General features: G+C 67.1%; 24 protein-coding genes. 9 read left to right on the top strand and 15 right to left on the bottom strand.

What is annotated here, in order from left to right:
- Positions 1–94 precede the first annotated feature (94 nt).
- Together V6M63_RS05340 and V6M63_RS05335 are read right to left on the bottom strand one after the other, a co-directional pair.
- Positions 95–1,054, bottom strand: coding sequence for an ABC transporter permease (locus V6M63_RS05340; protein ID WP_332740210.1), 960 nt, complete (start codon positions 1,052–1,054; stop codon positions 95–97).
- A 174-nt stretch (positions 1,055–1,228) separates the two neighbouring features.
- Positions 1,229–2,245: a sugar ABC transporter substrate-binding protein gene (locus V6M63_RS05335; RefSeq protein ID WP_332740208.1), complete on the bottom strand. Its 1,017-nt coding sequence runs from the start codon at positions 2,243–2,245 to the stop codon at positions 1,229–1,231.
- Between the two features lie 128 nt (positions 2,246–2,373).
- Between V6M63_RS05335 and V6M63_RS05330 the strand changes: the two genes are divergently transcribed.
- The 6 genes from V6M63_RS05330 to pgi all read left to right on the top strand — a co-directional run bounded on the left by V6M63_RS05330 (position 2,374) and on the right by pgi (position 9,900).
- Positions 2,374–3,387: a PfkB family carbohydrate kinase gene (locus V6M63_RS05330; protein ID WP_332740206.1), complete on the top strand. Its 1,014-nt coding sequence runs from the start codon at positions 2,374–2,376 to the stop codon at positions 3,385–3,387.
- Between the two features lie 134 nt (positions 3,388–3,521).
- Positions 3,522–5,012 (top strand): glucose-6-phosphate dehydrogenase, encoded by a 1,491-nt coding sequence (gene zwf, locus V6M63_RS05325; protein WP_332740204.1) that lies wholly within the window; start codon positions 3,522–3,524, stop codon positions 5,010–5,012.
- Positions 5,009–5,707 (top strand): 6-phosphogluconolactonase, encoded by a 699-nt coding sequence (pgl, locus tag V6M63_RS05320; protein ID WP_332740202.1) that lies wholly within the window; start codon positions 5,009–5,011, stop codon positions 5,705–5,707. The genes zwf and pgl overlap by 4 nt, the downstream gene beginning before the upstream one ends.
- 121 nt (positions 5,708–5,828) lie before the next feature.
- Entirely contained in the window at positions 5,829–7,652 is a 1,824-nt protein-coding gene (edd, locus tag V6M63_RS05315) for a phosphogluconate dehydratase (protein ID WP_332740200.1), read from the top strand.
- A gap of 15 nt (positions 7,653–7,667) precedes the next feature.
- On the top strand, positions 7,668–8,306 hold the full coding sequence (gene eda / locus V6M63_RS05310; RefSeq protein ID WP_332740198.1) for a bifunctional 4-hydroxy-2-oxoglutarate aldolase/2-dehydro-3-deoxy-phosphogluconate aldolase: 639 nt from the start codon (positions 7,668–7,670) through the stop codon (positions 8,304–8,306).
- Positions 8,307–8,322: 16 nt separating this feature from the next.
- Positions 8,323–9,900 (top strand): glucose-6-phosphate isomerase, encoded by a 1,578-nt coding sequence (gene pgi / locus V6M63_RS05305; RefSeq protein WP_332740196.1) that lies wholly within the window; start codon positions 8,323–8,325, stop codon positions 9,898–9,900.
- A gap of 55 nt (positions 9,901–9,955) precedes the next feature.
- Here pgi and V6M63_RS05300 read toward each other — a convergent pair whose 3' ends face one another.
- From V6M63_RS05300 to V6M63_RS05285, 4 genes are all read right to left on the bottom strand, one after another.
- A complete protein-coding gene (locus V6M63_RS05300; protein ID WP_332740194.1) occupies positions 9,956–10,972 on the bottom strand; it encodes a TRAP transporter substrate-binding protein in 1,017 nt (338 codons plus the stop codon).
- 60 nt (positions 10,973–11,032) lie between these two features.
- Positions 11,033–12,310 carry a TRAP transporter large permease gene (locus V6M63_RS05295; RefSeq protein WP_332740193.1) on the bottom strand — a complete coding sequence of 426 codons (1,278 nt, stop codon included), beginning with the start codon at positions 12,308–12,310 and terminating at the stop codon, positions 11,033–11,035.
- An 85-nt stretch (positions 12,311–12,395) separates the two neighbouring features.
- Positions 12,396–12,890, bottom strand: coding sequence for a TRAP transporter small permease (locus V6M63_RS05290; protein ID WP_332740191.1), 495 nt, complete (start codon positions 12,888–12,890; stop codon positions 12,396–12,398).
- Positions 12,887–13,426, bottom strand: coding sequence for a gluconokinase (locus tag V6M63_RS05285; protein WP_332740189.1), 540 nt, complete (start codon positions 13,424–13,426; stop codon positions 12,887–12,889). The genes V6M63_RS05290 and V6M63_RS05285 overlap by 4 nt, the downstream gene beginning before the upstream one ends.
- Before the next feature lie 125 nt (positions 13,427–13,551).
- Here V6M63_RS05285 and V6M63_RS05280 point away from each other — a divergent pair, with 125 nt between their 5' ends.
- Positions 13,552–14,631, top strand: coding sequence for a LacI family DNA-binding transcriptional regulator (locus V6M63_RS05280; protein ID WP_442909543.1), 1,080 nt, complete (start codon positions 13,552–13,554; stop codon positions 14,629–14,631).
- A gap of 4 nt (positions 14,632–14,635) precedes the next feature.
- Here V6M63_RS05280 and V6M63_RS05275 read toward each other — a convergent pair whose 3' ends face one another.
- The 3 genes from V6M63_RS05275 to V6M63_RS05265 all read right to left on the bottom strand — a co-directional run bounded on the left by V6M63_RS05275 (position 14,636) and on the right by V6M63_RS05265 (position 16,037).
- Positions 14,636–14,986 (bottom strand): GFA family protein, encoded by a 351-nt coding sequence (locus V6M63_RS05275; RefSeq protein ID WP_332740186.1) that lies wholly within the window; start codon positions 14,984–14,986, stop codon positions 14,636–14,638.
- 116 nt (positions 14,987–15,102) lie between these two features.
- Positions 15,103–15,663 carry an SRPBCC family protein gene (locus V6M63_RS05270; RefSeq protein WP_332740184.1) on the bottom strand — a complete coding sequence of 187 codons (561 nt, stop codon included), beginning with the start codon at positions 15,661–15,663 and terminating at the stop codon, positions 15,103–15,105.
- Positions 15,660–16,037 (bottom strand): ArsR/SmtB family transcription factor, encoded by a 378-nt coding sequence (locus V6M63_RS05265; protein WP_332740182.1) that lies wholly within the window; start codon positions 16,035–16,037, stop codon positions 15,660–15,662. Before V6M63_RS05265 ends, V6M63_RS05270 begins: the two co-directional genes overlap by 4 nt.
- Positions 16,038–16,141: 104 nt before the next feature.
- Here V6M63_RS05265 and V6M63_RS05260 point away from each other — a divergent pair, with 104 nt between their 5' ends.
- The gene (locus V6M63_RS05260; RefSeq protein WP_332740180.1) at positions 16,142–16,429 is read left to right on the top strand and encodes a DUF1330 domain-containing protein; all 288 of its coding nucleotides are present in this window, start codon (positions 16,142–16,144) and stop codon (positions 16,427–16,429) included.
- On the opposite strand, the gene creD is transcribed toward V6M63_RS05260, so the two are convergent.
- From creD to creB, 3 genes are all read right to left on the bottom strand, one after another.
- A complete protein-coding gene (gene creD, locus V6M63_RS05255; RefSeq protein WP_332740179.1) occupies positions 16,423–17,775 on the bottom strand; it encodes a cell envelope integrity protein CreD in 1,353 nt (450 codons plus the stop codon). The two genes, V6M63_RS05260 and creD, sit on opposite strands and share 7 nt — an antisense overlap.
- A gap of 95 nt (positions 17,776–17,870) precedes the next feature.
- Positions 17,871–19,310, bottom strand: a complete 1,440-nt coding sequence (creC, locus tag V6M63_RS05250) for a two-component system sensor histidine kinase CreC (protein WP_332740177.1) — start codon at positions 19,308–19,310, stop codon at positions 17,871–17,873.
- Between the two features lie 3 nt (positions 19,311–19,313).
- Positions 19,314–20,009, bottom strand: coding sequence for a two-component system response regulator CreB (creB, locus tag V6M63_RS05245; protein WP_332740175.1), 696 nt, complete (start codon positions 20,007–20,009; stop codon positions 19,314–19,316).
- Between the two features lie 124 nt (positions 20,010–20,133).
- Here creB and V6M63_RS05240 point away from each other — a divergent pair, with 124 nt between their 5' ends.
- Positions 20,134–22,443, top strand: a complete 2,310-nt coding sequence (locus V6M63_RS05240; protein ID WP_332740173.1) for a penicillin-binding protein 1A — start codon at positions 20,134–20,136, stop codon at positions 22,441–22,443.
- 78 nt (positions 22,444–22,521) lie between these two features.
- On the opposite strand, the gene V6M63_RS05235 is transcribed toward V6M63_RS05240, so the two are convergent.
- The 3 genes from V6M63_RS05235 to V6M63_RS05225 all read right to left on the bottom strand — a co-directional run.
- The gene (locus tag V6M63_RS05235) at positions 22,522–23,502 is read right to left on the bottom strand and encodes an NAD(P)H-dependent flavin oxidoreductase (RefSeq protein ID WP_332740172.1); all 981 of its coding nucleotides are present in this window, start codon (positions 23,500–23,502) and stop codon (positions 22,522–22,524) included.
- 26 nt (positions 23,503–23,528) lie between these two features.
- The gene (locus tag V6M63_RS05230) at positions 23,529–25,319 is read right to left on the bottom strand and encodes an acyl-CoA dehydrogenase (RefSeq protein WP_332740170.1); all 1,791 of its coding nucleotides are present in this window, start codon (positions 25,317–25,319) and stop codon (positions 23,529–23,531) included.
- A 78-nt stretch (positions 25,320–25,397) separates the two neighbouring features.
- A partial coding sequence (locus V6M63_RS05225; protein WP_332740168.1) for an electron transfer flavoprotein subunit alpha/FixB family protein occupies positions 25,398–25,833 on the bottom strand: 436 nt, incomplete at its 5' end.

Here is a 25,833-nt window from a genome sequence, read left to right as displayed (position 1 = left end):
CAGCTCCAGCACACGCCGAGGAACCGGCTTTGCCGGGCCAAAGGCGTGGCCCCCCTTGAGGGGGGAGACGCGAAGCGGCGCGGGGGGTGTGCCATTACCTGACTCCTTTGCGGGACATCTGGTCGGTCATCACCGCCAGGATCACCAGAATGCCGGTGACAAGAATCTGATAGACGGAAGACACACCCATGAGCGTGAGGCCGTTGCGGAACACGCCCACGATGAGTGCGCCCACCAGGGTGCCGAGGACGATGCCGCGACCCCCAAACAGGCTGGTGCCACCCAGCACCACCGCGGTGATGGCGTCGAGGTTTTCGGTCTGCCCGGCGTTGGGGTCACCGGCGCCGATGCGCGCCACGGAGAGCAGCGAGGCCAGGCCGTAGAACACGCCGGCCAGCATGTACACACCGAGCAGCACCTTGTCGGTGGAAATGCCCGTGAGACGCGTGGCTTCGGGGCTGTTGCCCACGGCGTAGATGTGGCGTCCTGGTGCGGTTTCGCGCAGGAACAGCCAGGTGATGAGATAGAGCGCCAGCATGAGCACCACGCCGTAGAGCACGTTGGTCTGGCCGATGCGGAACGAGTTGCCGAGCCAGGTCATGCCCTCGGACACGTCGGTGATGGTCTGCGAGCCGCTGTAGAGCTGGGTGATGGCAAACGCGATGTTGAGCGTGCCCAGCGTGACGATGAAGGGCGGCAGCTTGGCCTTGGTCACCAGCAGGCCGTTGACCAGGCCGAACAGCGTGGTGGCGGCGATGCCCAGGGCAATCGCCACCGGCGCCGAGAGACCGAAGTCGACCGCCATCTTGGTCATCACGATGCTGCCCAGCGCCATGATCATGCCGCACGAGAGGTCGATGCCCGCGGTGAGGATGATCAGGGTCTGGCCGATGGCGATGGTGCCGACCACCATCACCTGCTGCAGGATCAGCGAGAAATTCTGCAGCGTGAGGAAGCGGTCGCTTTGCGTGGCAAAGAAGGTGCAGGCCAGCAGCAGGGCGATGAAGGGCCCGAGCGTGCCCAGGGGCGGCAGTTTGGAAGCAAGGGTGTTCATGGACATTCTCAAATCAGTTGGTCACCAGGCCGGAGCGCAAGCCGCTCCGCACGAAACGGTGCAAAACCCAGGGGCACCGAGGGTCCGGCTCCGCCGGCCCAAGGTGCCGTCCCCCCTCCAAGCCGAAGGCGTCAGAGAGGGGGGAAGCCGCAAAGCGGCGCAGGGGGGTGCTCGTTACTTCCCACCCCAGCAGAGGTCCATGCCGGTTTTGACATCCTTGCTGTCCACGCCACTCACGGGCTTGGCCGCGATCAGGGTCACGCCGGTGTCGGTGTAGCCGCTCACCTTCTTGCCGGTCTTGGCGTATTCCACGCCCGCGGCCACACCCATGGCGGCCATGCGCAGCGGGTACTGCTGCGAGGTGGCAGCAATCACGCCACCGCCCACGTCCTTGATGCCGGCGCAGCCACCGTCCACCGAGACGATGACCACGTCCTTGTCCTTGCCGGCCGCCTTGAGCGCCTTGTAGGCGCCAGCGGCGGCGGGTTCGTTGATGGTGTAGACCACATTGATGGCCGGGTTCTTCTGCAGGCAGTTTTCCATGCCGGTCTGGCCCTTGGCGGCGTCACCGAAGCTGTCGGCCATGCACACCACCTCGGCCGGCTTGGCCAGGTCGTTGCTCTTGGCATCCAGCGACTTCAGGCCGTAGCCCTGCAGGAAGCCGTTGTGGCGCTGCGCGCCCACCGGGTGGCCGGGGAACAGGTCGAGCGTGGCGATCACCGGGGCCTTGCCGCCGAGCGCGGCTTTCGCGTACTGGCCGATCAGCACGCCGGCCTTGAAGTTGTCGGTGGCAAACAGGCCGTCCACCGCGCTGACCGGGTCGGTCGGGCTGTCGAGCGCGATCACCATCACGCCTTGCGCCTGCGCGCGCTTGATGGCGGGGATGATGGCCTTGGCGTCGCTGGGCGTGATCAGGATGGTCTTGGCACCACCGGCGATCATGTTTTCCATGGCCGTCACCTGGCCGGCGTTGTCACCGTCGGTCTTGCCGGCGGCCGACAGCAGCTTGGCGCCGAGCTTCTTCGCTTCGGCGTCGGCGCCCTCTTTCATCTTCACGAAGAAGGGATTGGAATCGGTCTTGGTGATCAGGCCGATGACGGGCTGGGCCTGCGCATGGGCCAGCGATGCGGCCAGCGCGAGCACGGAAAAGGCACCGGCGGACGCGGCGAGTTTGGATGCGCGGAAATTCATGTGGGTCTCCTCGGGTGGTATGGACATCTCAGGGATCACGCCGCCAGACACTGGGGTTTTCACGAGGCCCGTTGCGGTGTGGTTGAACTATATTTCGAGTCAGGTTAATAAATCAACTGGATTTACTTATGGTTTTCCCTAGTCTTCCGGACACCGTGAAAGTCGCCACCGCTGGCGAGGCGTTGATCGACCTGATCGAAGAGTCCGACGGGCGTCTGCGCCCCTGCGCGGGCGGTGCGGTCTACAACCTCACCCGCGCGCTCGGCCTGCAAGGCGTGGGCACGCTCTACCTCAACCCGCTCGCGGGCGATCGCTTCGGTCGCCTGCTGGCCGAGGGCATGGCGCAGGCCGGCGTGACCCTGGCACAGCCACAACCGGTGCACGCGCCCACCTCGCTCGCGGTGGTGGGCCTGGACGCGCAGGGCAAGGCCAGCTACAGCTTCTACCGCGAGGGCGTGGCCGACCGGCAGGTGTCGGCGCCCGGTCTGATGACCGCCTGCGAAGCGCTGCCGGGACTGCGTCTGGCCGTCACCGGTTGCCTGGCCCTGGTGGCCGAGGACAGCGCGAAGTACCTGCCCTGGCTGCAGGCCCAGCGCGCGGCGGGGCGGCTGGTGGCGGTGGACGCGAACCTGCGCCCGGCCATCGTGCCGGACATGGGCGCCTACCGCAGCAGCGTGATGGCGGCGCTCCAGCAAGCCCACCTCATCAAGGTGAGCGACGACGACCTCGACACGCTGGGCGTGCCGGGAGCGGACGCCCTCGCCAGGGCCCGTGCGCTGTTGGCCAGCACGCGCGCGCAATGGCTCGCCCTCACGCTGGGCGCGGGCGGCGCCGTGCTGCTGGCGCGCGATGGCCACACCTGGCACTGTGCCGAATCGGCCCCGGTGACGGTGGTGGACACCGTGGGCGCGGGCGACTGCTTTCTGGCCGGTCTGCTGGTGGCCTTGCTGCAGCGCCCCGCACTGCGGCAGAGCACGCATGCCGACGAGCTCCGGCTGGACGCCAGCGACGCGCAACACCTGCTGGCCCACGCCGTGGCCAGCGCCAGCCTGTGCGTGATGCAGACCGGCTGCACACCGCCCAGCCTGCCCGAGGTGGTGGCCCGCACCACCGCCCATCCGCCGGTTTTTCGCGTCCTCTGACTGGGCACGCGCCAGTTGGGCGGTTAAGGTGGAGGCAAGACCCCGAGGTCTCGCCAGCCGCCGCTGGCATCCTGTACCCGAGATGTAACTTAATTACATTACGATCGAGATTCTGAAGTAACTTAATTAGAACCATGGTCACCTCAAGCCCCACCGCTGCCGCCGCTTCCTCCACCCCCCCGGGCCCGCTCGACCTGGTGATCTTCGGTGGCGCGGGCGACCTCTCGGTGCGCAAGCTGCTGCCCGCGCTCTACATGGCGCACCTGCACCACAACCTGCCCGAGGCCACGCGCATCCTGGCACTGGGCCGTCAGCCCTGGGACCGCGCCACCTTCACCGCTTTCATCGACGACAAGGTGCGCGGCTTCATCGAACCCGAAGCCCTCGAAGACACGGCCTGGACCGCCTTCAAGGACCGCCTGGGCTATGTGTGCCTGGACGCCACCCAGCCAGACGACTTTGCGGCACTCGGCGCCGCGATGCAGAACGGCTCCGACCGTGTGTACTACCTGGCCACCGCGCCCACGCTGTTCACCGGCATCTGCGCGCATCTGGCCAGCGCCAACCTGATCGACGCCCGCTCGCGCGTGGTGCTCGAAAAACCGCTCGGCCACGACCTGGCTTCGGCGCGCCAGATCAATGAAGAAGTCGGCCGTTACTTCAGCGAAGCCCAGACCTTCCGCATCGACCACTACCTGGGCAAGGAAACCGTGCAGAACCTGATGGTGCTGCGCTTCGGCAACACCATCTTCGAGCCGCTGTGGCGCAGCCCCTTCATCAAGAGCGTGCAGATCACGGTGGCCGAATCGGTGGGCGTGGGCAGCCGCGCGGGCTTCTACGACGGCACCGGCGCATTGCGCGACATGCTGCAGAACCACCTGCTGCAACTGTTGTGCATCGTGGCCATGGAGCCGCCGGTCTCGCTCGACCCGGACGCCGTGCGCGACGAAAAGCTCAAGGTGCTGCGCTCGCTGCGCCCGCTCACCGTGGCCGACGTGGCGCGCGACACGGTGCGCGGCCAGTACGCCGCGGGCAGCGCCAATGGCGACAAGGCCGTGGGCTATCTGCAAGAGGACAACGTGCCGCCCGACAGCACCACCGAGACCTTCGTGGCGCTGCGCGCCCACATCAACAACTGGCGCTGGGCCAACGTGCCGATCTTCCTGCGCACCGGCAAGCGCATGGCCGAGCGCCGCTCGGAGATCGTGATCGAGTTCGCCGACCTGCCCTACACCATCTTCCCCGACGCGCCGCGCCAGCCCGTCAATCGCCTGATGATCCGCCTGCAGCCCGAGGAACACGTGCAGTTGCAGATGATGGCCAAGGAACCCGGCAGCGGCATGCGCCTGCGCCCGGTGAGCCTGAACCTCGATCTCGAATCCGCCTTCAGCGCGCGCCGCGCCGAAGCCTACGAGCGCCTGCTGATGGACGTGATCAAAGGCCGCCTGACCCACTTCATGCGCCGCGACGAACTGGAGGCCGCATGGACCTGGGTCGAGCCCATCCTGGACGGCTGGAAGAACCTGAATGAAAAACCCAAGGCCTACATCGCCGGCAGCTGGGGCCCGGCCGCCTCGTCGGCCCTGATGGCCCGGGAGAATTCCGCCTGGGTCGAGGAATCATGAACGAACACGTCTGTGACTCGACCGCCGAACTGGCCTGGCAACTGGCCGACGCCATCGCCGAGCGCCTGCACGCCGCCATCACTCTGCGTGGCCACGCGGTGCTGGCGGTCTCGGGTGGCAAGTCACCGATCGCGCTGTTTGAAGCGCTGCGCGCGCTGCCGCTCGAATGGCCACGCGTGACCGTGCTGCTGGTGGACGAACGCTGCGTGCCACACGACCATGCCGAGAGCAACACCGGGCTGGTGCGCCACCATCTGCTGCGGGACGCGGCCGCGGCCGCCACCTTCGTGCCGTTCTTCGACACACTGCCAGACACCCTGGACGACGCGGCGCTGGACAGGCTGGCCGATGCCGCCAACCGGCGACTGGCCACCCAGCCCTGGCCCATGGACATGGCGCTGCTCGGCATGGGCGAAGACGGCCACACCGCTTCGCTGTTCCCCGGCGCACCCGGCCTGGGCCAGGCCCTGCACAGCAGCGGCCCGGTGGCCTGGGTGCGTCCGGCCACCGCGCCCCACGCGCGCCTGACCCTCACACTGCCCGCCCTGCTGGCCACGCGCGAACTGGCGTTGTCCATCAGCGGCGCCAGCAAGCTGGCCGTGTTCCAGCAAGCCCGCCTCGGCGCCGACGAAGCACTGCCGGTGTCCCTCATCCTCAACCAGCACCAGACGCCCGTGAGTGTCTGGATAGCCTAGCACCATGCACTCCCCCGTCGCTTGCTCACTGCGTGTAGCCGCATCCCCCCTCAAGGGGGCAACACCTGCGGCCGGGCAAAGCCCGTTCCGCGGTGTTCACTTGAATTGAATCGGACACATCATGACCACACTGCACCCGACGCTGCAACGCGTCACCGACCGCATCACCGAACGCAGCGCCACCACCCGCGCCGCCTACCTGGACTCCATGGCCGCACAACGCAAGAGCGGCACGCAACGCACCGGCATGGGCTGCGCGAACATGGCCCACACCACGGCCGCGCTGCCGGCGGCCGACAAACTCAAGATCCACGCCGAGCGCGCGCCGCACATCGGCATCGTCACCGCCTACAACGACATGCTCTCGGCCCACCAGCCGTACGAGACCTACCCGCAGCAGATCCGCTCCATCGCCCACGGGCTGGGCGTGACGGTGCAGGTGGCCGGCGGCGTGCCCGCCATGTGCGACGGCGTCACCCAGGGCGCGGCCGGCATGGAGCTCTCGCTGTTCTCGCGCGACGTGATCGCGCTCTCCACCGCGGTGGCGCTCTCGCACAACGTGTTCGACGCCGCGCTCTTCCTCGGCATCTGCGACAAGATCGTGCCCGGCCTCTTCATGGGCGCGCTGCAGTTCGGTCACCTCAGCAACGTCTTCGTGCCCGCCGGCCCCATGACCTCGGGCCTCTCCAACGACGCCAAGGCCAAGGTGCGGCAGCAGTACGCGCAGGGCCAGGTGGGGCGTGAGGCCCTGCTCGAATCGGAATCGCAGGCCTACCACAGCCCCGGCACCTGTACCTTCTATGGCACCGCCAACAGCAACCAGATGCTGATGGAGATCATGGGCCTGCACCTGCCCGGTGCTTCCTTCGTGAACCCCGGCACACCGCTGCGCGACGCGCTCACCGCCGAGGCAGTGAAACGCGGCCTGGCCAACACCGGGCGCACGGGTGAGGCCGCCATCTGCATGGCCGACATCGTGACGGAGAAGACCCTGGTCAACGGCATCATCGGCCTGCTCGCCACCGGCGGCTCGACCAACCACACGCTGCACCTGGTGGCCATGGCGCGGGCCGCCGGTGTGCTGATCGACTGGGACGACTTCGCCGAGCTCTCGCACGTGATCCCGCTGCTGGCCCGCGTCTACCCCAACGGCAGCGCCGACGTGAACCACTTCCACGCCGCCGGTGGCATGGGCTACCTCATGCGGCAATTGCTCGATGCCGGCCTGTTGCACGCCGACGTGGCCACCGTGATGGGCCACGGTCTGCAGGCCTACACGCAGGAGCCCTGGCTGGACGATGGCGAACTGGCATGGCGCCCCGTGCCCATGCAGAGCGGCGACACCTCGGTGGTGCGCCCGGTGGCCGAGCCCTTCAGCGCCGACGGCGGCTTGCGCCTGCTGCAGGGCAACCTGGGCCGCAGCGTGGTGAAGGTCTCGGCGGTGAAGCCCGAGCACCGCGTGGTGCGCGCCCAGGCGGTGGTGGTGAGCGATCAGCAGGACCTGCTGGCCCTGTTCAACGCGGGCCAGCTCGAACGCGACTTCATCGCCGTGGTGCGCTACCAGGGACCGCGCGCCAACGGCATGCCCGAACTGCACAAGCTCACGCCGCCGCTGGCCGTGCTGCAGGACAAAGGGTTCAAGGTGGCGCTCGTCACCGACGGCCGCATGTCCGGCGCCTCGGGCAAGGTGCCCGCGGCCATCCACGTCAGCCCCGAGGCGCTGGCCAACGGCCCGATCGCCCGCGTGAAGGACGGCGACTGGATCACGCTGGACTGCGAGCGTGGCGTGCTCGAACTCGAGGTGGACGTCGCCACCTTCAATGCACGAGAACTGCACCACCCCGATCTCAGCGCCAACCAGCACGGCAGCGGACGCGAACTCTTCGCCATGTTCCGCCAGCACGCCAGCGTGGCCGAGCTCGGCGCCTCGCCGCTGTTTGGCTGAACCACAAGGAACACCATGACCACCACCTGCTTCACCCGCCCCGCCTTCACCTCCCGCGTCGTCCCCGTGATCGTGCTCAACGACGCGGCCCATGCCGTGCCGCTCGCCCACGCCCTGCTCGAAGGCGGCATCGACGTGATGGAGATCACCCTGCGCTCCGGCGTGGCGCTGCAGGCCATGGAAGCCGTGGCCCGCGCCGTGCCGAAGATGCACCTGGGCGCGGGCACCGTCACGCGCGTGACCGAGGTCAGGCAGGTGATGGCCGCTGGCGCCACCTTTGCGCTGTCGCCTGGCTGCACCGACGACCTCGTGCACGCCGTGCGCGAGGCCAGGCTGCCCTTCATTCCCGGCGTGATGACGCCCAGCGAAGTGATGCGCGCGCGCGACCACGGTTTCACCTTGATGAAGCTGTTTCCCGCCTCGCAGGCCGGCGGTCTGGGCATGCTCAAGGCACTGGGCGCGCCGCTGCCCGACGTGCGCTTTTGTCCCACGGGCGGCGTCAGCGTGGAGAATCTGCGCGACTTTCTGAAACTGCCCAACGTGGCCATGGCCGGGGGCTCGTGGCTCACGCCAGCCGATCTCGTGCGCCATGGCGACTGGGCCGGCATCACGAAGCTGGCGCGCGAGGCCACTGCGTTGGCAGCACCCCATTGAAAGGGAAACCACAGCCATGAAACTGCCCACCACCCTGCCCGCCTGGCAAGAGCTGCAGAGGCTGGCCGACAACCCCACGCCGCACCTGCGCGAACTGCTCGCCGACCCGCACCGTGCCCAACGCATGCACACGACCGCCGCCGGCATCACGCTCGACACCAGCCGCCAGCGCCTCACACCCGCCATTCAGCACGCACTGCTCGCGCTGGCCGAGCAGTCCGACGTGGCGGCGCAGCGCGATGCCATGTTTCGCGGCGACACCATCAACACCACCGAGGACCGCCCCGTGCTGCACGTGGCGCTGCGCGGCGATCCGTTGCACGCGGGCCCCTGGGGCAACGCCGTGCAGGGCGATGTGCACCGCGAGCTGGCGCGGGTCTGCGAGTTCGCCCAGGCGATCAACGCTGGCGCCGTGCTCGGCTTCTCCGGCGAGGTCATCACCGACGTGGTGAACATCGGCATCGGCGGCTCCGACCTCGGCCCGCGCATGGCCATCGACGCACTGGCGCATCTGGCCGCCCCCGCCGTGCCCGGCATCCGCGTGCACTGCGTCTCCAACCCGGACGCCTGGGCACTGTGGAGCGTGCTGCGCGGGCTCGATGCCAGACGCACCATCCTGGTGGTCTCCAGCAAGACCTTCACCACCCAGGAAACGCTGACCAACGCCGCCAGCGCCCAGCGCTGGCTGACCGACCACGGCTGCCCGCCCGAGGCCTTGTCCAAACACCTGGTGGCCATCACCGCCAGCCCGGCACAAGCCGCCAAGCTGGGCTATCCACCCGAGCGCACCTTCCTGTTCTGGGACTGGGTGGGCGGGCGTTACTCGGTGTGGTCGGCGCTCGGTCTGCCACTGGCCATTGCCATCGGGCCGGAGAACTTCCGCGCCTTCCTGGCCGGGGCGCGCGCCATGGACGAGCACTTCTGCACCGCACTGCCGACACACAACCTGCCCATGCAGCTCGCGCTGGCCGGCATCTGGAACCGCAACTTCCTGCACATGCCCACGCACCTCATCGTGCCCTACGCCTCGCGGCTCGTGCGCTTCACGCCCTTCGTGCAGCAGATGGACATGGAGTCCAACGGTAAGCGCACCCACACCGACGGCACACCCGCCACGGTGGACACCGGCCCCATCGTCTGGGGCGGCCTGGGCATCGACGGGCAGCACGCCTACTTCCAGCTCATCCACCAGGGCCAGCACACCGTGCCGGTGGACTTCATCGGCGTGCAGAACGAAGACACACCGATGCCCATGGCCGCCACGCACCACGCGGTGGTCAACCTCAACCTGCGCGCGCAGGCCCAGGCCATGGCCTGCGGTCGTTCGCTGCAGGACACGCAAGCCGCGCTGATGAAGGACGGGCTGAACGAAGCCGCTGCGGCGGCCATGGCACCGCACCGCACGTTCGAAGGCAACATCCCGAGCAACGTGTTGTGGCTGGACCGCCTGGACCCCATGCGCCTGGGCGCGCTGATCGCGCTGTACGAGCACAAGGTGTTCACCCAGGCCGCCATCTGGCGCATCAACGCCTACGACCAGTGGGGCGTGGAGCTGGGCAAGACCATGGCGAAGGCGATGGAAGCGCGCGGATAAAAAAAAGGCCGGCTGCAAAGCCGGCCTTCTGAACGCGGGGCGGGCCCCGGTTTCGTTATTTCGCAGCGCGCGCCTTGGCCACGGCGGCCTGCGTTTCCTTCCACAGGTCTTCACCCACGTTGGCCGCAATGCCGGTGTTCACCGCAGCCAGCTTCTCGCGCATGCGGTTGGCTTCGGCCGGTGACAGCTGGTTGATCTGCATGCCCTTGGCCTTGAGGTCGGCCAGTGCCTTGTCGGCTTCGGTGCGCGTGTCCTGGCGCTCGAAGTCGCGGCTCTTCTTCGCGGCGTCCATCAGCACCTTCTGCTCGTCCTTGCTCAAGCCATCCCAGTACTTCTTGCTCACCAGCACGATCCAGGGGCTGTAGACGTGGTTGGTCACGGTCAGGTACTTCTGCACCTCGTAGAACTTGCTTGAGAGGATGGTGTTGTACGGGTTCTCCTGGCCATCGACCGTCTTGGTCTCCAGCGCGGTGAAGAGCTCGGAGAACGGCAGCGGCACGGCGTTGGCGCCCAGGGTCTTGAAGCTGTCGATGAAGACGTTGTTCTGCATCACGCGCAGCTTGATGCCGTCCATGTCTTCGAGCTTGGTGACGGCGCGCTTGTTGTTGGTGAGGTTGCGGAAACCGTTTTCCCAGTACACGAGGCCGACCAGGCCTTTGTCCTGCAGCTTGTCCATCACCTTCTGACCCACCGGGCCGTCGAGCACCACGTCGGCTTCCTTGGCGTTGTCGAACAGGAAAGGCGTGTCCCAGATCGCCATTTCCTTGGTGATGCCCACCAGCGTGGCGGTGGAGCCCACCATCATTTCCTGCGCGCCGCCGATCAGGGCCTGCTGCATCTGCACGTCGGAGCCGAGCGCGGCCGCACCGATGGCGCGGATCTTCATCTTGCCGCCCGAGGCTTTCTCGACCTCGTCGGCGAACACCTTGGTGGCGCGGCCCTGGTTGGACACCTCGTTCAGGCCGTAGCCAAAACGGATCAGGCGCGGCTTGATGTCCTGCGCCTGGGCCATGCCCGCGCCCAGGGTGGCCAGCGCGACGGCGGCTGCGATGGTGAGTTGCTTGAGTTTCATGTTGAGTCTCCTCGGGTTGGATGCGGCGAAGCGCCGCGGGGAACAAAAAAAGCTTGAACGTCAGAACATCAGCTTCAGGGGCCACAGCACGATGGCCGGGAACAGGATGAGCAGGGCCAGCATGGCGAAATACACCAGCAGAAATGGCATGACGCCGCGGATCACGGTCTCCATGCGCAGTTGCCCGATGCCGGCCACCACGTTGAGCACCGTACCCACCGGCGGTGTGAGCAGGCCCAGGCAGCCGACGAAGATGAACATGAAGCCGAAGTACACCGGGTCGATGCCGGCCTTGGCCGCCAGCGGCGAGAGCACCGGCGCCAGGATCAGGATGGTGGGCGTGAGGTCCATCACCATGCCCACGGCCAGCAGGAACAGGCACACCACGGCCATGAACAGCATGGGCTCCGAGAGCAGCGGGCCGATGCTCTTGGCCAACTCGTTGGGCAGGTCGGCCAGCGTGATCATGTAAGAGGCGGCGGTGGCCGCGCCACACAGGAACATCACCACGCCGGTGGTGCGCGAGGCGTCCACCAGCACGCGGTAGATGCCTTGCAGGTTCAGCTCGCGGTAGACCAGCGTGGCCACCAGCAAGGCGTACACCGCGGCCACCACCGCCGCTTCGGTGGGCGTGAAGAAACCCATGCGCAGGCCACCGATGATGATGACGGGCATCATCAGCGCCCAGGCACTGCTGGCCAGCGCATGGCGGCGCTGCGGCCAGGTGGTCTTCTCGGCCACGGTCAGCTGTTTGGTGCGCGCCACCCAGCGCCACACCATCACCAGCGCCGTGGCCATCATCAAGCCGGGCACGATGCCGGCGAGAAACAGCTTGCTGATCGAGGTGTTGGTCGTCACGCCATAGATCACCATGGGCATGGACGGAGGGATGATGGGCGCGATGATGCCGCCCGAGGCGATCAGGCCCGCACTCGATCCATCGGGGTAGTTCTGTCGCCGCATCATGGGCAGCAGCAGCGTGGCCAGCGCGGCCGTGTCGGCAATCGCCGAGCCGCTCATGGAGGCCAGCAGCACCGAGGCCGCGATCGCCACATAACCCAGGCCGCCCGGCACGTGCCCCACCATGGAGCGTGCCAGATCGATGATGCGCCGGCTCAGACCGCCCGCGTTCATGAGTTCACCCGCGAGGATGAAGAACGGCACGGCCAGCAGCGGAAAGCTGTCGAAGCCGGCCTGCACGTTTTGCGCGAGCAACTGGGCGTCGAAAAAGTCCAGGTGCACCATGAGCGCCAGCGCAGTCAGCATGAGCGCGAATGCGATGGGCACGCCCACCGTCATGGTGGCGAACAGCACCAGCAGAAAAATGCCGATGGTCATGATGTGGCCCCCACGCTTGCCACTTCGTTGGCTGCGCTGCCCCCCGAGGGGGTGCGAGCTTGCTTGGGGCGGCCCTGCGCTGCGCTCATGTCCGCTCTCCCTCGGTCATCGACTGCGGCGCGTTGCCATGCAAGTCATCCCAAGCCTGCAGCACCAGCAGCACGGCCATGCAAACCCCCATCACCAGCGTGCCCGCAGCGCCCACGGCCAGCGGCGTGTTCATCACCGGGCTGCGGCTGTCCAGGCCCACCAGCACCTGCGACCACGAGCCGTCGATCAAGTAATACAGCGCCAGCGCGATCAGGCCCCGCGTGAGCCAGCGAAACACCGCAGCCGCCGGCCCCTTGAGCCGCGCCGTCACCAGGTCAAAGCCCAGATGCTTGTGTTCACCAAAAGCCAGAATCGCCGAGAGGCAGACCAGCCACACGAACAACAGGCGCGAGAGCTCCTCGGATACCACCCAGCCGGTGCCCCAGAAGTAGCGCAGCAACACGTTGCCGAACACACAGATCACCATGCCCAGCAGGCACAGCGCCAGCAGGCCTTCAATGCCGTGCTTCAAGACTTGACCCGGTTTCATGAGCGGTTCTCCAGGGTTGCAGGGGCGTGCGCGCTGCGCACCCAGCGCACCACCGCCGAGCCCAGGTCGGTCAGGGACTGCGTGGCGTCCAGGTGCAGCACACCGGGTTCCAGCCGCGGGTCTTCGAGCGCGGCGAACTGGCTGGCCACCAGACTCACCGGAAACAGGTGCGCAGGGCGTGCGGCCACGCGTTCGCGCGCCTGCTCCTGCGTGAGGTCGAGAAACACGAAGCGCAAGCCAGGCGCGGCGGCGCGCAAGCGGTCGCGGTAGCGCCGCTTGAGCGCCGAGCAGGTCAACACCACACCTTGCGGGTGGGCCTGCAGCTGGGCGGCCAGGGTGTCGAGCCAGGCCGCACGGTCGTCGTCGCTCAGCGGTGTGCCGCTGCGCATCTTGGCCACGTTGCTCCCGGAGTGGAAGTCGTCGCCTTCGAGCAGCGGCACGCCCAGGGAACCGGCGCACAACTGGCCCAGGCTGGACTTGCCGCAACCCGCCACGCCCATGACGACGAGGAAGGTGTTTTCGGGCCGGATGTTCATTTGGTAGCGCTATCCCGTTGAGCCAAAAAAATGGGCGAATTCCCTGTGTGGCATCGCCGCTCTTTCCGGTTGAGTTCCCGGGCATATGCAGGGCGATTCAGGGTAAATTCGGGTGGCACAAGGCCATGGACAGCGCTATCCTAACGCCACACGATCCACACCAAATACCGGGAAAACCCTTGGAACCGACCGAACGCAAGCGCCGCCACAGCGGGCGCACCACCCTCAGCGACGTGGCGCTGGCCGCCGAAGTCAGCCCCATCACCGCGTCGCGTGCACTGCGCGGCGAGCGCGGCGTGGCCGCCGATCTGGTGGAGCGCGTCAAGCGTGCCGCCGCGCAGCTCGGCTATGTGCCCGACCCGGCCGCGCGTGCCCTCGCTTCGCAGCGCAGCACGCAGGTGCCGGTGCTCGTTCCCCTGCTGTCCAACGCCTTGTTTGTGGACGTGCTCGAAGCCGTGCATCGCACGCTGCTGCCCCACGGCTACCAGCCCATGATCGGCGTGACGCACTACGAGCCGCAGGAAGAAGAACAACTGCTGCGCAGCTACCTCGCGCACCGCCCGGCCGGCCTGCTGCTCACGGGCTTCGACCGCACCGAAGCCGCGCGCCAGATGATCGCCGCCAGCGGTGTGCCCTGCGTGTATTTGATGGAGCTCACGCAAGCGCCCAACGTGTATTGCGTGGGCTTCTCGCAGATCGAGGCGGGCCACGCCATCACCGAACACCTGGTGCAGCGCGGGCGCCAGCGCATCGCCTTCGTGGCGGCCCAGCTCGACCCGCGCACCATGCAGCGCGCCGAGGGCTACCGCCGCTGCCTGCGTGAGCACGGCCTGTACGACGCAAGGCTTGAGTTGCTGAGCCCGCAGCCGTCGTCGATGCGGCTGGGTGGTGAACTGCTGGAGGATTTGCTGCGCACCCGCCCCGAGGTGGACGCCGTGTTCTTCTGCAACGACGACCTGGCCCAGGGTGGCCTGCTCACCGCCCTGCGCCTGGGTGTGGACGTGCCGGGCCGTATCGCCGTGGCCGGCTTCAACGACCTCTCGGGCAGCGAGCAGATGGTGCCGCCGCTGACCACCGTGCGCACACCTCGCCGGGCGATGGGCGAGGCGAGTGCGCAGATGCTGCTGGGTCTGATGCGCGGGGAGGTGCCGGCGCGCAACTCGGTGGATCTGGGGTTCGAGATGATGGTGCGCGGGAGCAGCTAGGGCCTCACAAGGCCTTGCCGTCGAACTGCTGCACCGGGATCGCGGCGAGCTCGATGTTCTCGATGCAACGCAGATTGACGGCGGCCACGGCATTGCCCTTGGGATCGGTGCCTTCACCAAAGGCGTGGATGCCGCAGGTGGTGCAGAACCGGTGCTTGATCACGTGTTTGTTGAACAGGTAGGTGCCCGCCGCAGCCTCCGGCGTCTTCAGCCTGAGGCTGGCGCGCGGCACGAACCACAGCAGCGACGCCCTGCGTGAACAGATCGAACAGTTGCACGCCAGGCCGCTGTCGATGGTGCCTTCGACTTCGAATGCGATGTTGCCGCAGTGGCAACTGCCGGTGTAGGTGGTCATGGGTGTTGGCTCTCGGTGAGGTTTGGAGGGAGACCCGACTCTAGTCAAACGGCCGTGCGACGGGGAGTAACAAGATCGTCGTGAAACGGTGGCGACAAGAGATCGGAGTTCCGCCGTCAGTCGCTGACCCGTTTCCGCGGTTCGAACGAGGTCCGCGCCATGCGCGCCGCGTACTCGGCTTCCAGCCGCGTGTGCAGTTGCCAATACCTCGGCGGCTCGCGACCCTGAAGCTGCGCAACCAGCAAGGCGAGGTGCGCGTGCCAGCCCGCCGACACGCTGAGCACGTCGTCGCGACCCGGCAAACGCTGGTGGGTGATCACGAGCCTCACGCCGCCCGCGGTTTCAGACAATTCGTACCGGACCTCGCCCTGCCCGCCCCAGGTGTGGGCCAGCAGATGCGGCGGCTCGCACACTGTGACCTGACCCCGCAGCTCGGCGTGGTCGGCCATGTCCGCGTACTTCGCGGGTGCGGGGTCTTCGGGATGGGTCAGCTCGCTGTGGCGGAACGCCAGCGCCACCCGGCCCCCCACGCGCAGCTCCATCGTGCCGCCCGCGAACCACCGGGCGCGCTTGTCTTCCTCGGTGATCCAGGCCCACACCCGATCGATGGATCCGGGCAGCAGGCGCTCAATGCGCACGGTGTCGGGTGCGGTCAGCACGCCGTAGTCTTCATTCATGGCTTTCTCCTTGGGTTGTGGGGGAGTCTGGACGGATCGCGGGCCTTGTCCTCGGCCTTGAGCAAGGCCTCCAGCACATCGACGCGCTGCTGCCAGAACTGCTCGTAGTGGCGCATCCACTCCAGCCCCGCGTGCATCGGTGCCGCGTTCAACTGGCACAGGTGGGTTCGGCCGGTGATGCTGCGCTGGACCAGCCCCGCGCGCTCGAGCACCTGGATGTGCTTGGAAGCGGCGGCCAGCGACATTTCGAACGGCGCCGCGAGCTCGCCCACGGGCAACGGCTGCGCAGACAGGGTGTGCAGCATCGCGCGCCGCGTCGGATCGGCCAGGGCATGAAACACGGCGTCGAGCTGGGCGGGTTGATATTCAATCATGTGGTTGAATATATCGACTGCGCATCCAACGGTCAACCATCCGGTTGTATTTCGATGCAACTCGGGCTTTAAGCTCAAGGGCAACCCACACCACAGGAGACCCCATGCCCGCCTACATCTACGGCAATGTTGAAATCACCGACCCCGCCCTCTACGAGGAATACCGCCGCGACGTGCCCGCGCTCATCGCCGCCCACGGCGGGCGCTACCTGGTGCGCGGCGGCGCGGTCAGCGTGCTCGAAGGCAGCGGTGTGCCGCACCGGCAGGTGATTCTGGAGTTCCCCGACATGGCGCACCTGCAGGCCTTCTACACCTCGCCCGACTACCAGCGCCTGGTCGCGATCCGCCAGCGTGCCTCCACCGGCACGCTGTTCGCCATCGAAGGCTACTGACGCGTCTGTTGAAGTGGCTGTTCAGGCGTTCGCATCACGCTGTACCAGTCCACCTTGCGGGTGACCACCATGATGGCCGCGAGTACGCCGAAGAGCAGCAGCGAGCCCATCATCAAGGCGTTGTCTTCCGAGACCAGGATGCCGTAGAGCACGCCGTACAGCGCCACCAGCATGGCACTCATGCCCAGAGCGGGCCGCCAGCCGCCCAACACGTGGCGCAGGTAGTGTGTCAGCAGCCCGATGCAGGCCACGCTCGCCAGCCCATACGCCCAGGCGAAATCGAGGTGCTCGGAAAGCGAGAGCAGCAACAGGAAAAACAGCACCAGCGCCGCGCCGATCATGAGGTACTGCATGGGGTGGATGCGCCAGCGCTTGACCATCTCCAGCACGAAGAACGCGGCGAAGGTGAGCACGATGAACATCAGCGCGTACTTGGTGGCGCGCTCGGTCAGGCGGTACACGTCCACCGGGTTGTCCAGCGACACCGAGAAGCTGTCGGGTGCGGAGCGCAGCTCACCCTGCTGCGCGAACTGCTGCTGCGCCTGCGTCGACAGCGAAGGCACGCTCCAGGTGGCGTCAAACCCCTGCTCGCTCACCGTGCGCGTGCGCGGCAAAAAATCACCCCCGAAGTTGGGATGCGGCCAGCTGGATCGCAGGCTCACGCTGTTCTCGTCGGCCAGCGGCACCCAGCCGATGCGCCCGGTGCCTGCGAGCTCCACGTTGAGGGTGATGTCGAACGCGGCGCCGGGCTTGAGCAGCGCCACATCCACCGGAGCAGCGAGGGGCAGCGGCAGTTTCTGCGCCGCGGGTGATGGCGCCATGGTCACGGCTTGACCCGCCACCGTGAGCTGGGGTGCGCTGAGCAGGCCGCGCAGATCGCTCACGCCCAGGATCATGCGCGGCTGCCCTAGGGTGATCTGGCCGTTCTTCTCCATCGGCTCCACACCGCTCCACACGAAGCGGCCGGTGCTCTGGTGGGCACTGGTGTAGACCGTGACCGGGAAGATGCCGCGCCAGCGGGTCTGTGTCTCAAGCTGGCTGCGCGTGTCCAGGCGGGTGGGAAACCGCAAGGCCACGTGGGCCTGCGTGACCCGTTCCTCGCGCGTCTCGCCGCGCCCCGTCTCCACCAGCACGGTGCGCGTGAAGGTTTCGGTGTACGGCACGTAGAGCACCGGGCCGGTGATGGTCTGGGCGCCGGCATGGGCGCGCGCCACCTCGGTGGCGGCCTCGGCGCGGTAGGCGCTGCGCTCCTGGATCGTGTCGAACACCATCAGCAACGGGATCGACAGCAGCAGCATCAGGGAGAAGATGACGAGCAACTTGCTCAGCAAGGGGTATTTGTTCAAGGCGGGCTCCATGGTTGGGACCGCGCCAGTCTCTCAAGCGGGTGTGCAGCGGCCGTGCAGTGCCGCGGCGTTTTGTGCAGTGAATGTGAAACGGCTCAGAGCGGCAGGCGCCAGCGCGCCAGGCAACCGGGCGGATCGCTCACGTTGCCGACCTGGATGTCTCCGTGGTGCAGGTCGCTCACTTCCTTCACCAGACACAGGCCCAGGCCCGAACTCTTCTCTTGCGCCTCGCCGCGGGGCAACGAGTAGAAGCGCTCGAAGATGTGCGCCTGCGCATAGTCGGGCACACCCGGACCCTGGTCGCGCACCGACCACACGAGCGCATCACCATCGTTGACCAGCCGCAGCCACAGATCGCCTTGTTCGGGTGAAAAATCGATCGCGTTGTCCAGCAGGTTCTGCAGCGCCTGAGCGAGCAGGAAGGGATCGCCGCGCACAACGTGGCCCTCTCCCAGCTCGTCGCGCACACGCAATCCCTTCAGGCGCAGGCGGGGCTCGGCGCGCAGCAACAGTTCGCGTGTCAATGCGCTCAGGTCCACACGCTCAAGCTTGCTCAGTGAGCGCATCTGCTCCACATCGGCCAGGCGCAGCAGCTTGTCGATCAGCTGGCGCAGGCGCTCGGTCTGGCGCTGGATGTTGCCGGCGAAGCGCTGTCGCTCCGGCCCGGGCAGGTCTTCCTCCAGCAACTCGGCCGCGCCCCGGATCGCGGCCAGCGGGCTCTTGAGTTCGTGGGTGAGCGTGTGCACGTAGTTCTCGACATAGGCCTTGTCTTCGAGCTTGATGCGCATGCGCTCCACGGCCTGGGCCAGATCGTTGAACTCGGTGTTGCCGCTCAGGCGCCCGAAGCGCGGCAGGGCCACACGCTCACCGCTGGCCACCGCGTTGGCATAGCCCCGCAGGCGCGAGAGTGAACTCGCCATCCACCAACTGAGCAGAACACCCATCAACAGCGACAGGCCCAGCAGTGCCCAGGACCAACGCAGGATGCGCTGCTGGCTGCGCTCGATGTAGGGCTCCAGGCTGCGGTTGGGCCGGGACACGGTGAGCGCGCCGATGATGCGATCGCCATCGCGGATGGGCGCGGCCACGTGCATCACCGTGCTGTTCGGATCGTTCGGACTGGCCAGACTGGAGCGCGCGCCGTACTCGCCGCGCAGTGTGCGCAGCACGTCGTTCCAGCGCGAGAAGTCCTGCCCCACCGCCTCCTGGCGCGTGTCGAAGCGCACGATGCCTTGCGCGTCGGTGATGGTGATGCGGTAGTCGATGCTGTTCTTCTGAAAGCCCCAGATGCTGGCGCCGGGCTGCGCCCCCGGATAAGCGTGCAGCGCCTGCGCGAAGCCGCCGGAGGCGATGGTGCCGGCCTTCATGTCGGCGGCGGCCAGCCGGGCAAACGCATGGGCTGCGTCGATCAGGCTGTCTTCCATGGCCAGGCGCGTGCCGGGCTTGACCTCCTGCAGGAACACGTTGAGCACCACCACCAGTGCCACGCCCAGGATGAGGAAAAAACCCAGCAGCAGCCGCAGACCGATGCGCATGGGTCAGTCCACCGCGCGGATCGAATAGCCCATGTTGCGGTGGGTCTGGATCAGCTCGGCGGCCACGCCACGCGCGCGCAGCTTGGCGCGCAACAGCTTCACGTGTGCGTCCACCGTGCGGTCCGACGTGTCCAGCGCACCACCCCAGACCAGATCCATCAGCTCGACGCGCGAGAAGATGCGCTCAGGCCTGCGCAGCAGGGTGGCGAGCAGCTGGAATTCGTAGCGCGTGAGCACAAGCCACTCGCCGCCACAGCGGATGCGCTGCGCGGCTTCATCGAGCTGCAACCGCGGGCCCGGAGACGCCTGCTCAGGCGAAGCCGCCACCGGCAGCGCTGCGCTGCGCCGCAGGATCGCGCGCACCCGCGCGCACACCTCGCGCGGTGAAAACGGCTTGACCACGTAGTCGTCGGCCCCCAGTTCCAGACCCAGCACGCGGTCGATCTCTTCATGGCGCGCGGTGAGGAACACGATGGGCATGTCGCTGGTCTTGCGCATGGCGCGGCAGACATCGAAGCCGTTGCCGTCGGGCACGCCCACGTCGAGAATGGCGAGGTCTGGCGCCTGCGCGCGGAACGCCTCCAGCGCATGGCCAGCCAGGCGCACATGCTGCACCTCGAAGCCCTCGCTCTGCAGTGCATAGAGCAAGGTGTCCGCGATGGCTTGTTCGTCTTCCAGCAACAGAATGCGCTTGCGCATGGGCGATTTCACAGGTGGGCCAGGGGCGGCTGGCCATCTTACCCGCGGGTTCAGACACAGGTGGTTACCACCCTCACGCACGGCCTGCACATGCACCGCACACCGATCCGGGACAATCTCACCCATGCCCAAGTTTTACCTTCGCCGTGCGGTGATCACCCTGGTGGTGATGCCCGCCGCCTTCACGGCACCCGCCGTGCAGGCCTCACCCTTCGATCTGCCGCCGCTGGACAGCATCGTCAAGTACCAGCCCAAACTGCCCTTGCAGGTGTTCACCACCGATGGCGTGGAGATCGCGCAGTTCGGCACCGAGCGGCGCGAATACCTGCCGCTGTCGCGCACGCCGAAGCTGCTGCAGGACGCGGTGCTGTCGGTGGAAGACGCGCGGTTTCGCGAACACAACGGCGTGGACCCCCGGGGCATGGCGCGCGCGCTGGTGGCGGCCGTGACCGGTGGGCGCAAGCAGGGTGCGTCGACCATCACGCAGCAGTTGGTGCGCACCATGCTGCTCACACGCGAGTTCTCTGCCGAGCGCAAAGCCAAGGAAATCTGGCTGGCCCTGAAACTGGAAGACGAACTCTCCAAAGACCGCATCCTGGAGATCTACCTCAACGAGATTTTCCTGGGCCAGCGTGCCTATGGCTTCGCCGCCGCGTCAAAAACCTATTTCGGCAAACCGCTGGACAAGCTCTCGCTGGCCGAAACCGCGATGCTCGCCGGCCTGCCGCAAAACCCCTACTACGCCAATCCGGTGGCCAACTTCGCGCGCGCCACGCAGCGCCAGCGCGTGGTGCTGGAGCGCATGCGCGCCACCGATTCGATCACCGACGCGCAACTGACCGCCGCGCGCGCCGAAAAGCTCGTCCTGCGCACGCCCGGCTTGCGCAGCGTGCACGCCGCCCACGTGGCCGAAATGGCACGCCGTGCGGTGGTGGAGCGCTTCGGGACCGAGGCCTATTCCAATGGCCTGCGCGTCACCACCTCGTTGCGCGCAGCCGACCAGCGCGCAGCGTATGCCGCCGTGCAGCGCGGTGTGCTGGCCTTCGACCGGCGCGGCCCGTGGCGTGGACCGGAAGACCTTGAAGCACTCCCGTCGGGCAGTGGCGCAGACGTGGAGCGCGCGGCCGCCGAGGCCCTGAAGGACCACCGCGACGACGAAACGCTGCGCGTGGGCATCGTGCTCGCGGCCAGCCCCAAGGCCATGCAGGTGCAACTGGCCAGCGGTGAGCGCATCACCTTGCAGGGCCAGGGCCTGCGCTGGGCGCAAAAAGGCCTGGACCCCAAGGCCAAGGCACCGCTGAAGATCGTGCGTGGCGCCATCGTGAGGGTGGTGAGCGCAGGCAAGGTGAAGGGCACGCCGGCCTGGGCCATCTCACAATGGCCCGAGGCCGAAGCCGCGCTGGTGGCCATGGACAGCCAGACCGGCCGCGTGCGCGCGCTGGTGGGCGGGTTTGACTTCACCCGCCAGCCGTTCAACCACGTCACCCAGGGCTGGCGCCAGCCGGGCTCGGCGCTCAAGCCGCTGCTGTACTCGGCCGCGCTCGAAGCCCGCGTGATGCCGGGCACGCTGGTCGACGACCTGCCCTTCACCGCTTCGAACGGCTGGACCCCCACCAACAGCAACGGTCAATACGCCGGCCCCATCACGCTGCGCCAGGCACTGGCCCAGTCCAGCAACATCGCCAGCGTGCGCGTGCTGCAACACACCGGCACCCAGGCCGCGCGCGACTGGACCGCCCGCTTCGGCCTGGACCCCGCGCGCCAGCCCAACGACCTCACGCTGGCCCTGGGCACAGGCAGTGTCACGCCGCTGCAGATGGCGCAGGCCTATGCCACGGTGGCCAACGGCGGCTGGAAGGTGGCGCCGGTGGTGGTGGAGAAGATCACCGATGCCCAAGGCAAGGTGCTGTTTGAGGCGCCTCCGCCCGAGGCGCTGACCGAGGCCAACCGCGCGATTCCCGCGCGCAACGCCTTCGTGATGTCCAGCCTTCTCAACGAAGTGACGCGCACAGGCACGGCCGCGCGTGCACAGGCCACGCTCAAGCGACCCGATGTGTACGGCAAGACCGGCACCACCAACGACGCCGTCGACGCCTGGTTCGCCGGCTACCAGCCCAGCCTGGCCACCGCCGTGTGGGTGGGCTATGACAAGCCACGCAGCCTGGGCGGCGGTGAGTCTGGCGGGCGCATCGCGCTGCCGATCTGGATCGACTACATGAGCGCAGCGCTCAAGGGCACGCCGGTGGCACAGCCGCCCGCCGTGCCCGACGGCTTGGCGCGCGTGGCGGACGACTGGATGTACGCCGAGTGGCAAGGCAGCGGCTCGGTGGCGCAGATCTCGGACGTGGGCGGCGTGCAGTACACGCAGACGCCGGGGGCGGCCATTGGTGAAGCCCTCAGCAGCTTCGGCGCCTGGTTGAGAGGCGAACGGTAGTCCTGACGAAGATTGCTCCGCAGACGCAAGAAGGCCGGCTCTTCAAGCCGGCCTTTTTTTGTCAGCGAAGAGGCCTGATCAGCCCGCGCAGATGCGCGCTTTGGCTTCCGCGTATTCCCGCTTGAAGCGCGCCACCAAGTCGGCCGCGGGCACCACCTCGCGGATGGCGCCGATGCCCTGGCCGCAGCCCCAGATGTCTTTCCAGGCTTTGGCGGCGTTGGCGCCTTCACCCGTGGCGAAGTTCATCTTGCTCGGGTCGCTTTGCGGCAGGTTGTCCGGGTCCATGCCGGCTTTCTGGATGCTGCCCTTGAGGTAGTTGCCGTGGATGCCGGTGTAGAAATTGCTGTAGACGATGTCGTCCGAGTTCGACTGGGTGATCATCTCCTTGTAGCCGTCCACCGCACGAGCTTCCTCGGTGGCGATGAAAGCCGAGCCGATGTAGGCGAAATCGGCGCCCATGGCCTGCGCGGCCAGGACAGCACCGCCCGAGGCGATGGAGCCGGAGAGCGCGATCGGGCCGCCGAACCACTCACGGATTTCCTGCACCATGGCAAACGGGCTCTTCACGCTGGCGTGGCCACCGGCACCGGCCGCCACGGGAATCAGGCCATCGGCGCCTTTTTCGATCGCCTTGTGCGCGAACACGTTGTTGATCACGTCGTGCAGCACCACGCCGCCCCAACTGTGCACGCCCTGGTTCACGTCTTCGCGCGCGCCCAGGCTGGTGATGATGATCGGCACCTTGTACTTGGCGCACAGCTGCATGTCGTGCTCCAGCCGGTCGTTGCTCTTGTGCACGATCTGGTTGATGGCGAACGGCGCGGCCTTGTTGTCCGGGTTCGCCTGGTCGTGCGCGGCCAGCGCCTCGGTGATCTCGGCCAGCCACTCGTCGAGCTGCGCGGCCGGGCGGGCGTTGAGCGCGGGCATCGCGCCCACCACGCCCGCCTTGCACTGCGCGATGACAAGCTTGGGGTTGCTGATGATGAACAGCGGCGAACCGATCACCGGGAACTTGATGTTCTTGAGAACCGGGGGCAGGCTGCGGGCGGGTGCGGTCATGAAGTCTCCGTCGGGTGTGTTGTGGGTCAGAACGATTCGATGGCCAATGCGGTCACGGCCTCGGCGCCGTCCACGATGGCATCACGCGTGCCCGGCGCGCGGCTGAGGATGTGGTCAGCGTAAAAGCGTGCGGTGATGATCTTGGCCTGCATGAAGGCCGCGTCCTGTCCCTTGGCGGACAGATCCTCGGCCACCATCAGTGAGCGCGCGAGTTGCCAACCCGCCATGAGGTTGCCGGCGAGCATCAGGTAGGGCACGCTGCCGGCAAACGCTGCGTTGGGATGGCTGCGGGTGTTGGTGGCAATGAACTCGACCACGTACACAAAGGCCTCGCGCGCGGCCTTCAGGCGTTTGTGCACGGCCTTGGCGTTGGCGCTCTCGCGCTTCGCGAGTTCCACTTCGGTCTTCTCGATCTGCGCGGCAATCGCCTTGGCACCGGTGCCGCCGTCGCGCGCGGTCTTGCGGCCCACGAGGTCGTTGGCCTGGATGGCCGTGGTGCCTTCGTAGATGGTGAGGATCTTGGCGTCGCGGTAATACTGCGCCGCCCCGGTTTCTTCGATGAACCCCATGCCACCGTGCACCTGCACGCCCAGGCTGGTGACTTCCAGGCTCATCTCGGTGCTGTAGCCCTTGACCAGCGGCACCAGGAATTCGTAGAAGGCGGCGTTCTGCTTGCGCGTGTCGGCATCGGGGTGGTGGTGCGCGGCGTCGTAGGCCGCTGCGGCCACAGCGGCCATGGCGCGGCAGCCTTCGGTGAACGCGCGCATGGTCATGAGCATGCGTTTCACATCCGGGTGGTGAATGATGGGCGCGGCCGCGGAGAGCGTTCCATCGACCGGGCGGCTCTGCACGCGGTCCTTCGCATAGCCCACGGCCTTCTGGTAGGCGCGCTCGGCGACGGCGATGCCCTGCACGCCCACGGCATAACGCGCGGCGTTCATCATGATGAACATGTACTCCAGGCCCCGGTTTTCCTGGCCCACGAGATAGCCCACGGCACCGCCGTGGTCGCCGTACTGCAGCACGGCGGTGGGGCTGGCCTTGATGCCCATCTTGTGTTCGATGCTCACGCAGTGCACGTCGTTGCGCGCACCGAGCGATCCGTCCTGGTTCACCATGAACTTCGGCACCACGAACAGGCTGATGCCCTTCACGCCCTCGGGCGCGCCGGTCACGCGTGCGAGCACGAGGTGCACGATGTTCTCGGCCATGTCGTGCTCACCGTAGGTGATGAAGATCTTGGTGCCAAAGACCTTGTAGCTGCCATCGGGCTGCGGTTCGGCGCGGCTGCGCACGGCCGCCAGGTCGGAGCCAGCCTGTGGCTCGGTGAGGTTCATGGTGCCGGTCCATTGGCCACTCACCAGCTTCTCCAGGTAGATGGCTTTGAGCTCGTCGCTGCCCGCGGTGATCAGCGCCTCGATGGCGCCATCGGTCAACAGCGGGCAGAGCGCGAAGCTCATGTTGGCGCTGTTGAGAATTTCGCCGCAGGCCGCGCCGATGGTCTTGGGCAGGCCCTGGCCACCGAAGTCCACCGGATGCTGCAGGCCCTGCCAGCCGCCTTCGGCGTACTGCTTGAAGGCGTCCTTGAAGCCGGGCGTGGTGGTGACGACGCCGTCCTTGAACGACGACGGGTTTTTGTCGCCCTCGAAGTTCAGCGGCGCGATCACGCCCTCGTTGAGCTTGGCGCATTCCTCGAGCACCGCTTGCGCGGTCTCGAGGCCGGCGTCTTCGAAGCCCGGCATCTGCGAGACCTGGTCGATGCGTGCCAGGTGCTCGATGTCGAACAGCATGTCTTTGAGGGGGGCGGTGTAGCTCATGGTCTTGTCTCCACGGAATTCAGGGATGCAGATACGACAAGGGCATCGCGAACGATGCCCTTGTGTTGTTCAGAGGGCTCAGAGCGCCTTGATCAATTCAGGCACAGCCTCGAACAGATCGGCCTCCAGGCCGTAGTCGGCCACCGAGAAGATCGGGGCCTCGGGGTCCTTGTTGATCGCCACGATCACCTTCGAATCCTTCATGCCGGCCAGGTGCTGGATGGCACCCGAGATGCCGGCGGCGATGTAGAGCTGCGGTGCGACGATCTTGCCGGTCTGACCGACCTGCCAGTCGTTGGGCGCGTAACCCGCGTCCACCGCGGCGCGGCTCGCACCGAGTGCGGCACCGAGCTTGTCGGCCAGCGGCGTCATCACGTCGTTGAACTTCTCCGCGCTGCCCAAGGCACGTCCACCGGAGACGATGATCTTCGCGGCGGTGAGTTCGGGGCGGTCGCTCTTGGCGATCTCGCTGCCCATGAATTTGGACTTGCCGTCGTCGGCCGCGGCCGTGGCG

Origin of the sequence: Hydrogenophaga sp. (assembly GCF_036675665.1) — a bacterium.
In the GTDB taxonomy this organism is placed as follows: Bacteria; Pseudomonadota; Gammaproteobacteria; order Burkholderiales; family Burkholderiaceae_C; genus Hydrogenophaga.
This window is presented reverse-complemented; position numbering and strand designations above follow the sequence as displayed.

Excerpts from the sequence above, each read along its gene's own strand:
- V6M63_RS05340 (WP_332740210.1), bottom strand. The coding sequence starts at position 1,054 with ATGAACACCCTTGCTTCCAAACTGCCGCCCCTGGGCACGCTCGGGCCC.
- V6M63_RS05335 (WP_332740208.1), bottom strand. The coding sequence starts at position 2,245 with ATGAATTTCCGCGCATCCAAACTCGCCGCGTCCGCCGGTGCCTTTTCC.
- V6M63_RS05330 (WP_332740206.1), top strand. The coding sequence starts at position 2,374 with ATGGTTTTCCCTAGTCTTCCGGACACCGTGAAAGTCGCCACCGCTGGC.
- zwf (WP_332740204.1), top strand. The coding sequence starts at position 3,522 with ATGGTCACCTCAAGCCCCACCGCTGCCGCCGCTTCCTCCACCCCCCCG.
- pgl (WP_332740202.1), top strand. The coding sequence starts at position 5,009 with ATGAACGAACACGTCTGTGACTCGACCGCCGAACTGGCCTGGCAACTG.
- edd (WP_332740200.1), top strand. The coding sequence starts at position 5,829 with ATGACCACACTGCACCCGACGCTGCAACGCGTCACCGACCGCATCACC.
- eda (WP_332740198.1), top strand. The coding sequence starts at position 7,668 with ATGACCACCACCTGCTTCACCCGCCCCGCCTTCACCTCCCGCGTCGTC.
- pgi (WP_332740196.1), top strand. The coding sequence starts at position 8,323 with ATGAAACTGCCCACCACCCTGCCCGCCTGGCAAGAGCTGCAGAGGCTG.
- V6M63_RS05300 (WP_332740194.1), bottom strand. The coding sequence starts at position 10,972 with ATGAAACTCAAGCAACTCACCATCGCAGCCGCCGTCGCGCTGGCCACC.
- V6M63_RS05295 (WP_332740193.1), bottom strand. The coding sequence starts at position 12,310 with ATGACCATCGGCATTTTTCTGCTGGTGCTGTTCGCCACCATGACGGTG.
- V6M63_RS05290 (WP_332740191.1), bottom strand. The coding sequence starts at position 12,890 with ATGAAACCGGGTCAAGTCTTGAAGCACGGCATTGAAGGCCTGCTGGCG.
- V6M63_RS05285 (WP_332740189.1), bottom strand. The coding sequence starts at position 13,426 with ATGAACATCCGGCCCGAAAACACCTTCCTCGTCGTCATGGGCGTGGCG.
- V6M63_RS05280 (WP_442909543.1), top strand. The coding sequence starts at position 13,552 with ATGGACAGCGCTATCCTAACGCCACACGATCCACACCAAATACCGGGA.
- V6M63_RS05275 (WP_332740186.1), bottom strand. The coding sequence starts at position 14,986 with ATGACCACCTACACCGGCAGTTGCCACTGCGGCAACATCGCATTCGAA.
- V6M63_RS05270 (WP_332740184.1), bottom strand. The coding sequence starts at position 15,663 with ATGAATGAAGACTACGGCGTGCTGACCGCACCCGACACCGTGCGCATT.
- V6M63_RS05265 (WP_332740182.1), bottom strand. The coding sequence starts at position 16,037 with ATGATTGAATATCAACCCGCCCAGCTCGACGCCGTGTTTCATGCCCTG.
- V6M63_RS05260 (WP_332740180.1), top strand. The coding sequence starts at position 16,142 with ATGCCCGCCTACATCTACGGCAATGTTGAAATCACCGACCCCGCCCTC.
- creC (WP_332740177.1), bottom strand. The coding sequence starts at position 19,310 with ATGCGCATCGGTCTGCGGCTGCTGCTGGGTTTTTTCCTCATCCTGGGC.
- creB (WP_332740175.1), bottom strand. The coding sequence starts at position 20,009 with ATGCGCAAGCGCATTCTGTTGCTGGAAGACGAACAAGCCATCGCGGAC.
- V6M63_RS05240 (WP_332740173.1), top strand. The coding sequence starts at position 20,134 with ATGCCCAAGTTTTACCTTCGCCGTGCGGTGATCACCCTGGTGGTGATG.
- V6M63_RS05235 (WP_332740172.1), bottom strand. The coding sequence starts at position 23,502 with ATGACCGCACCCGCCCGCAGCCTGCCCCCGGTTCTCAAGAACATCAAG.
- V6M63_RS05230 (WP_332740170.1), bottom strand. The coding sequence starts at position 25,319 with ATGAGCTACACCGCCCCCCTCAAAGACATGCTGTTCGACATCGAGCAC.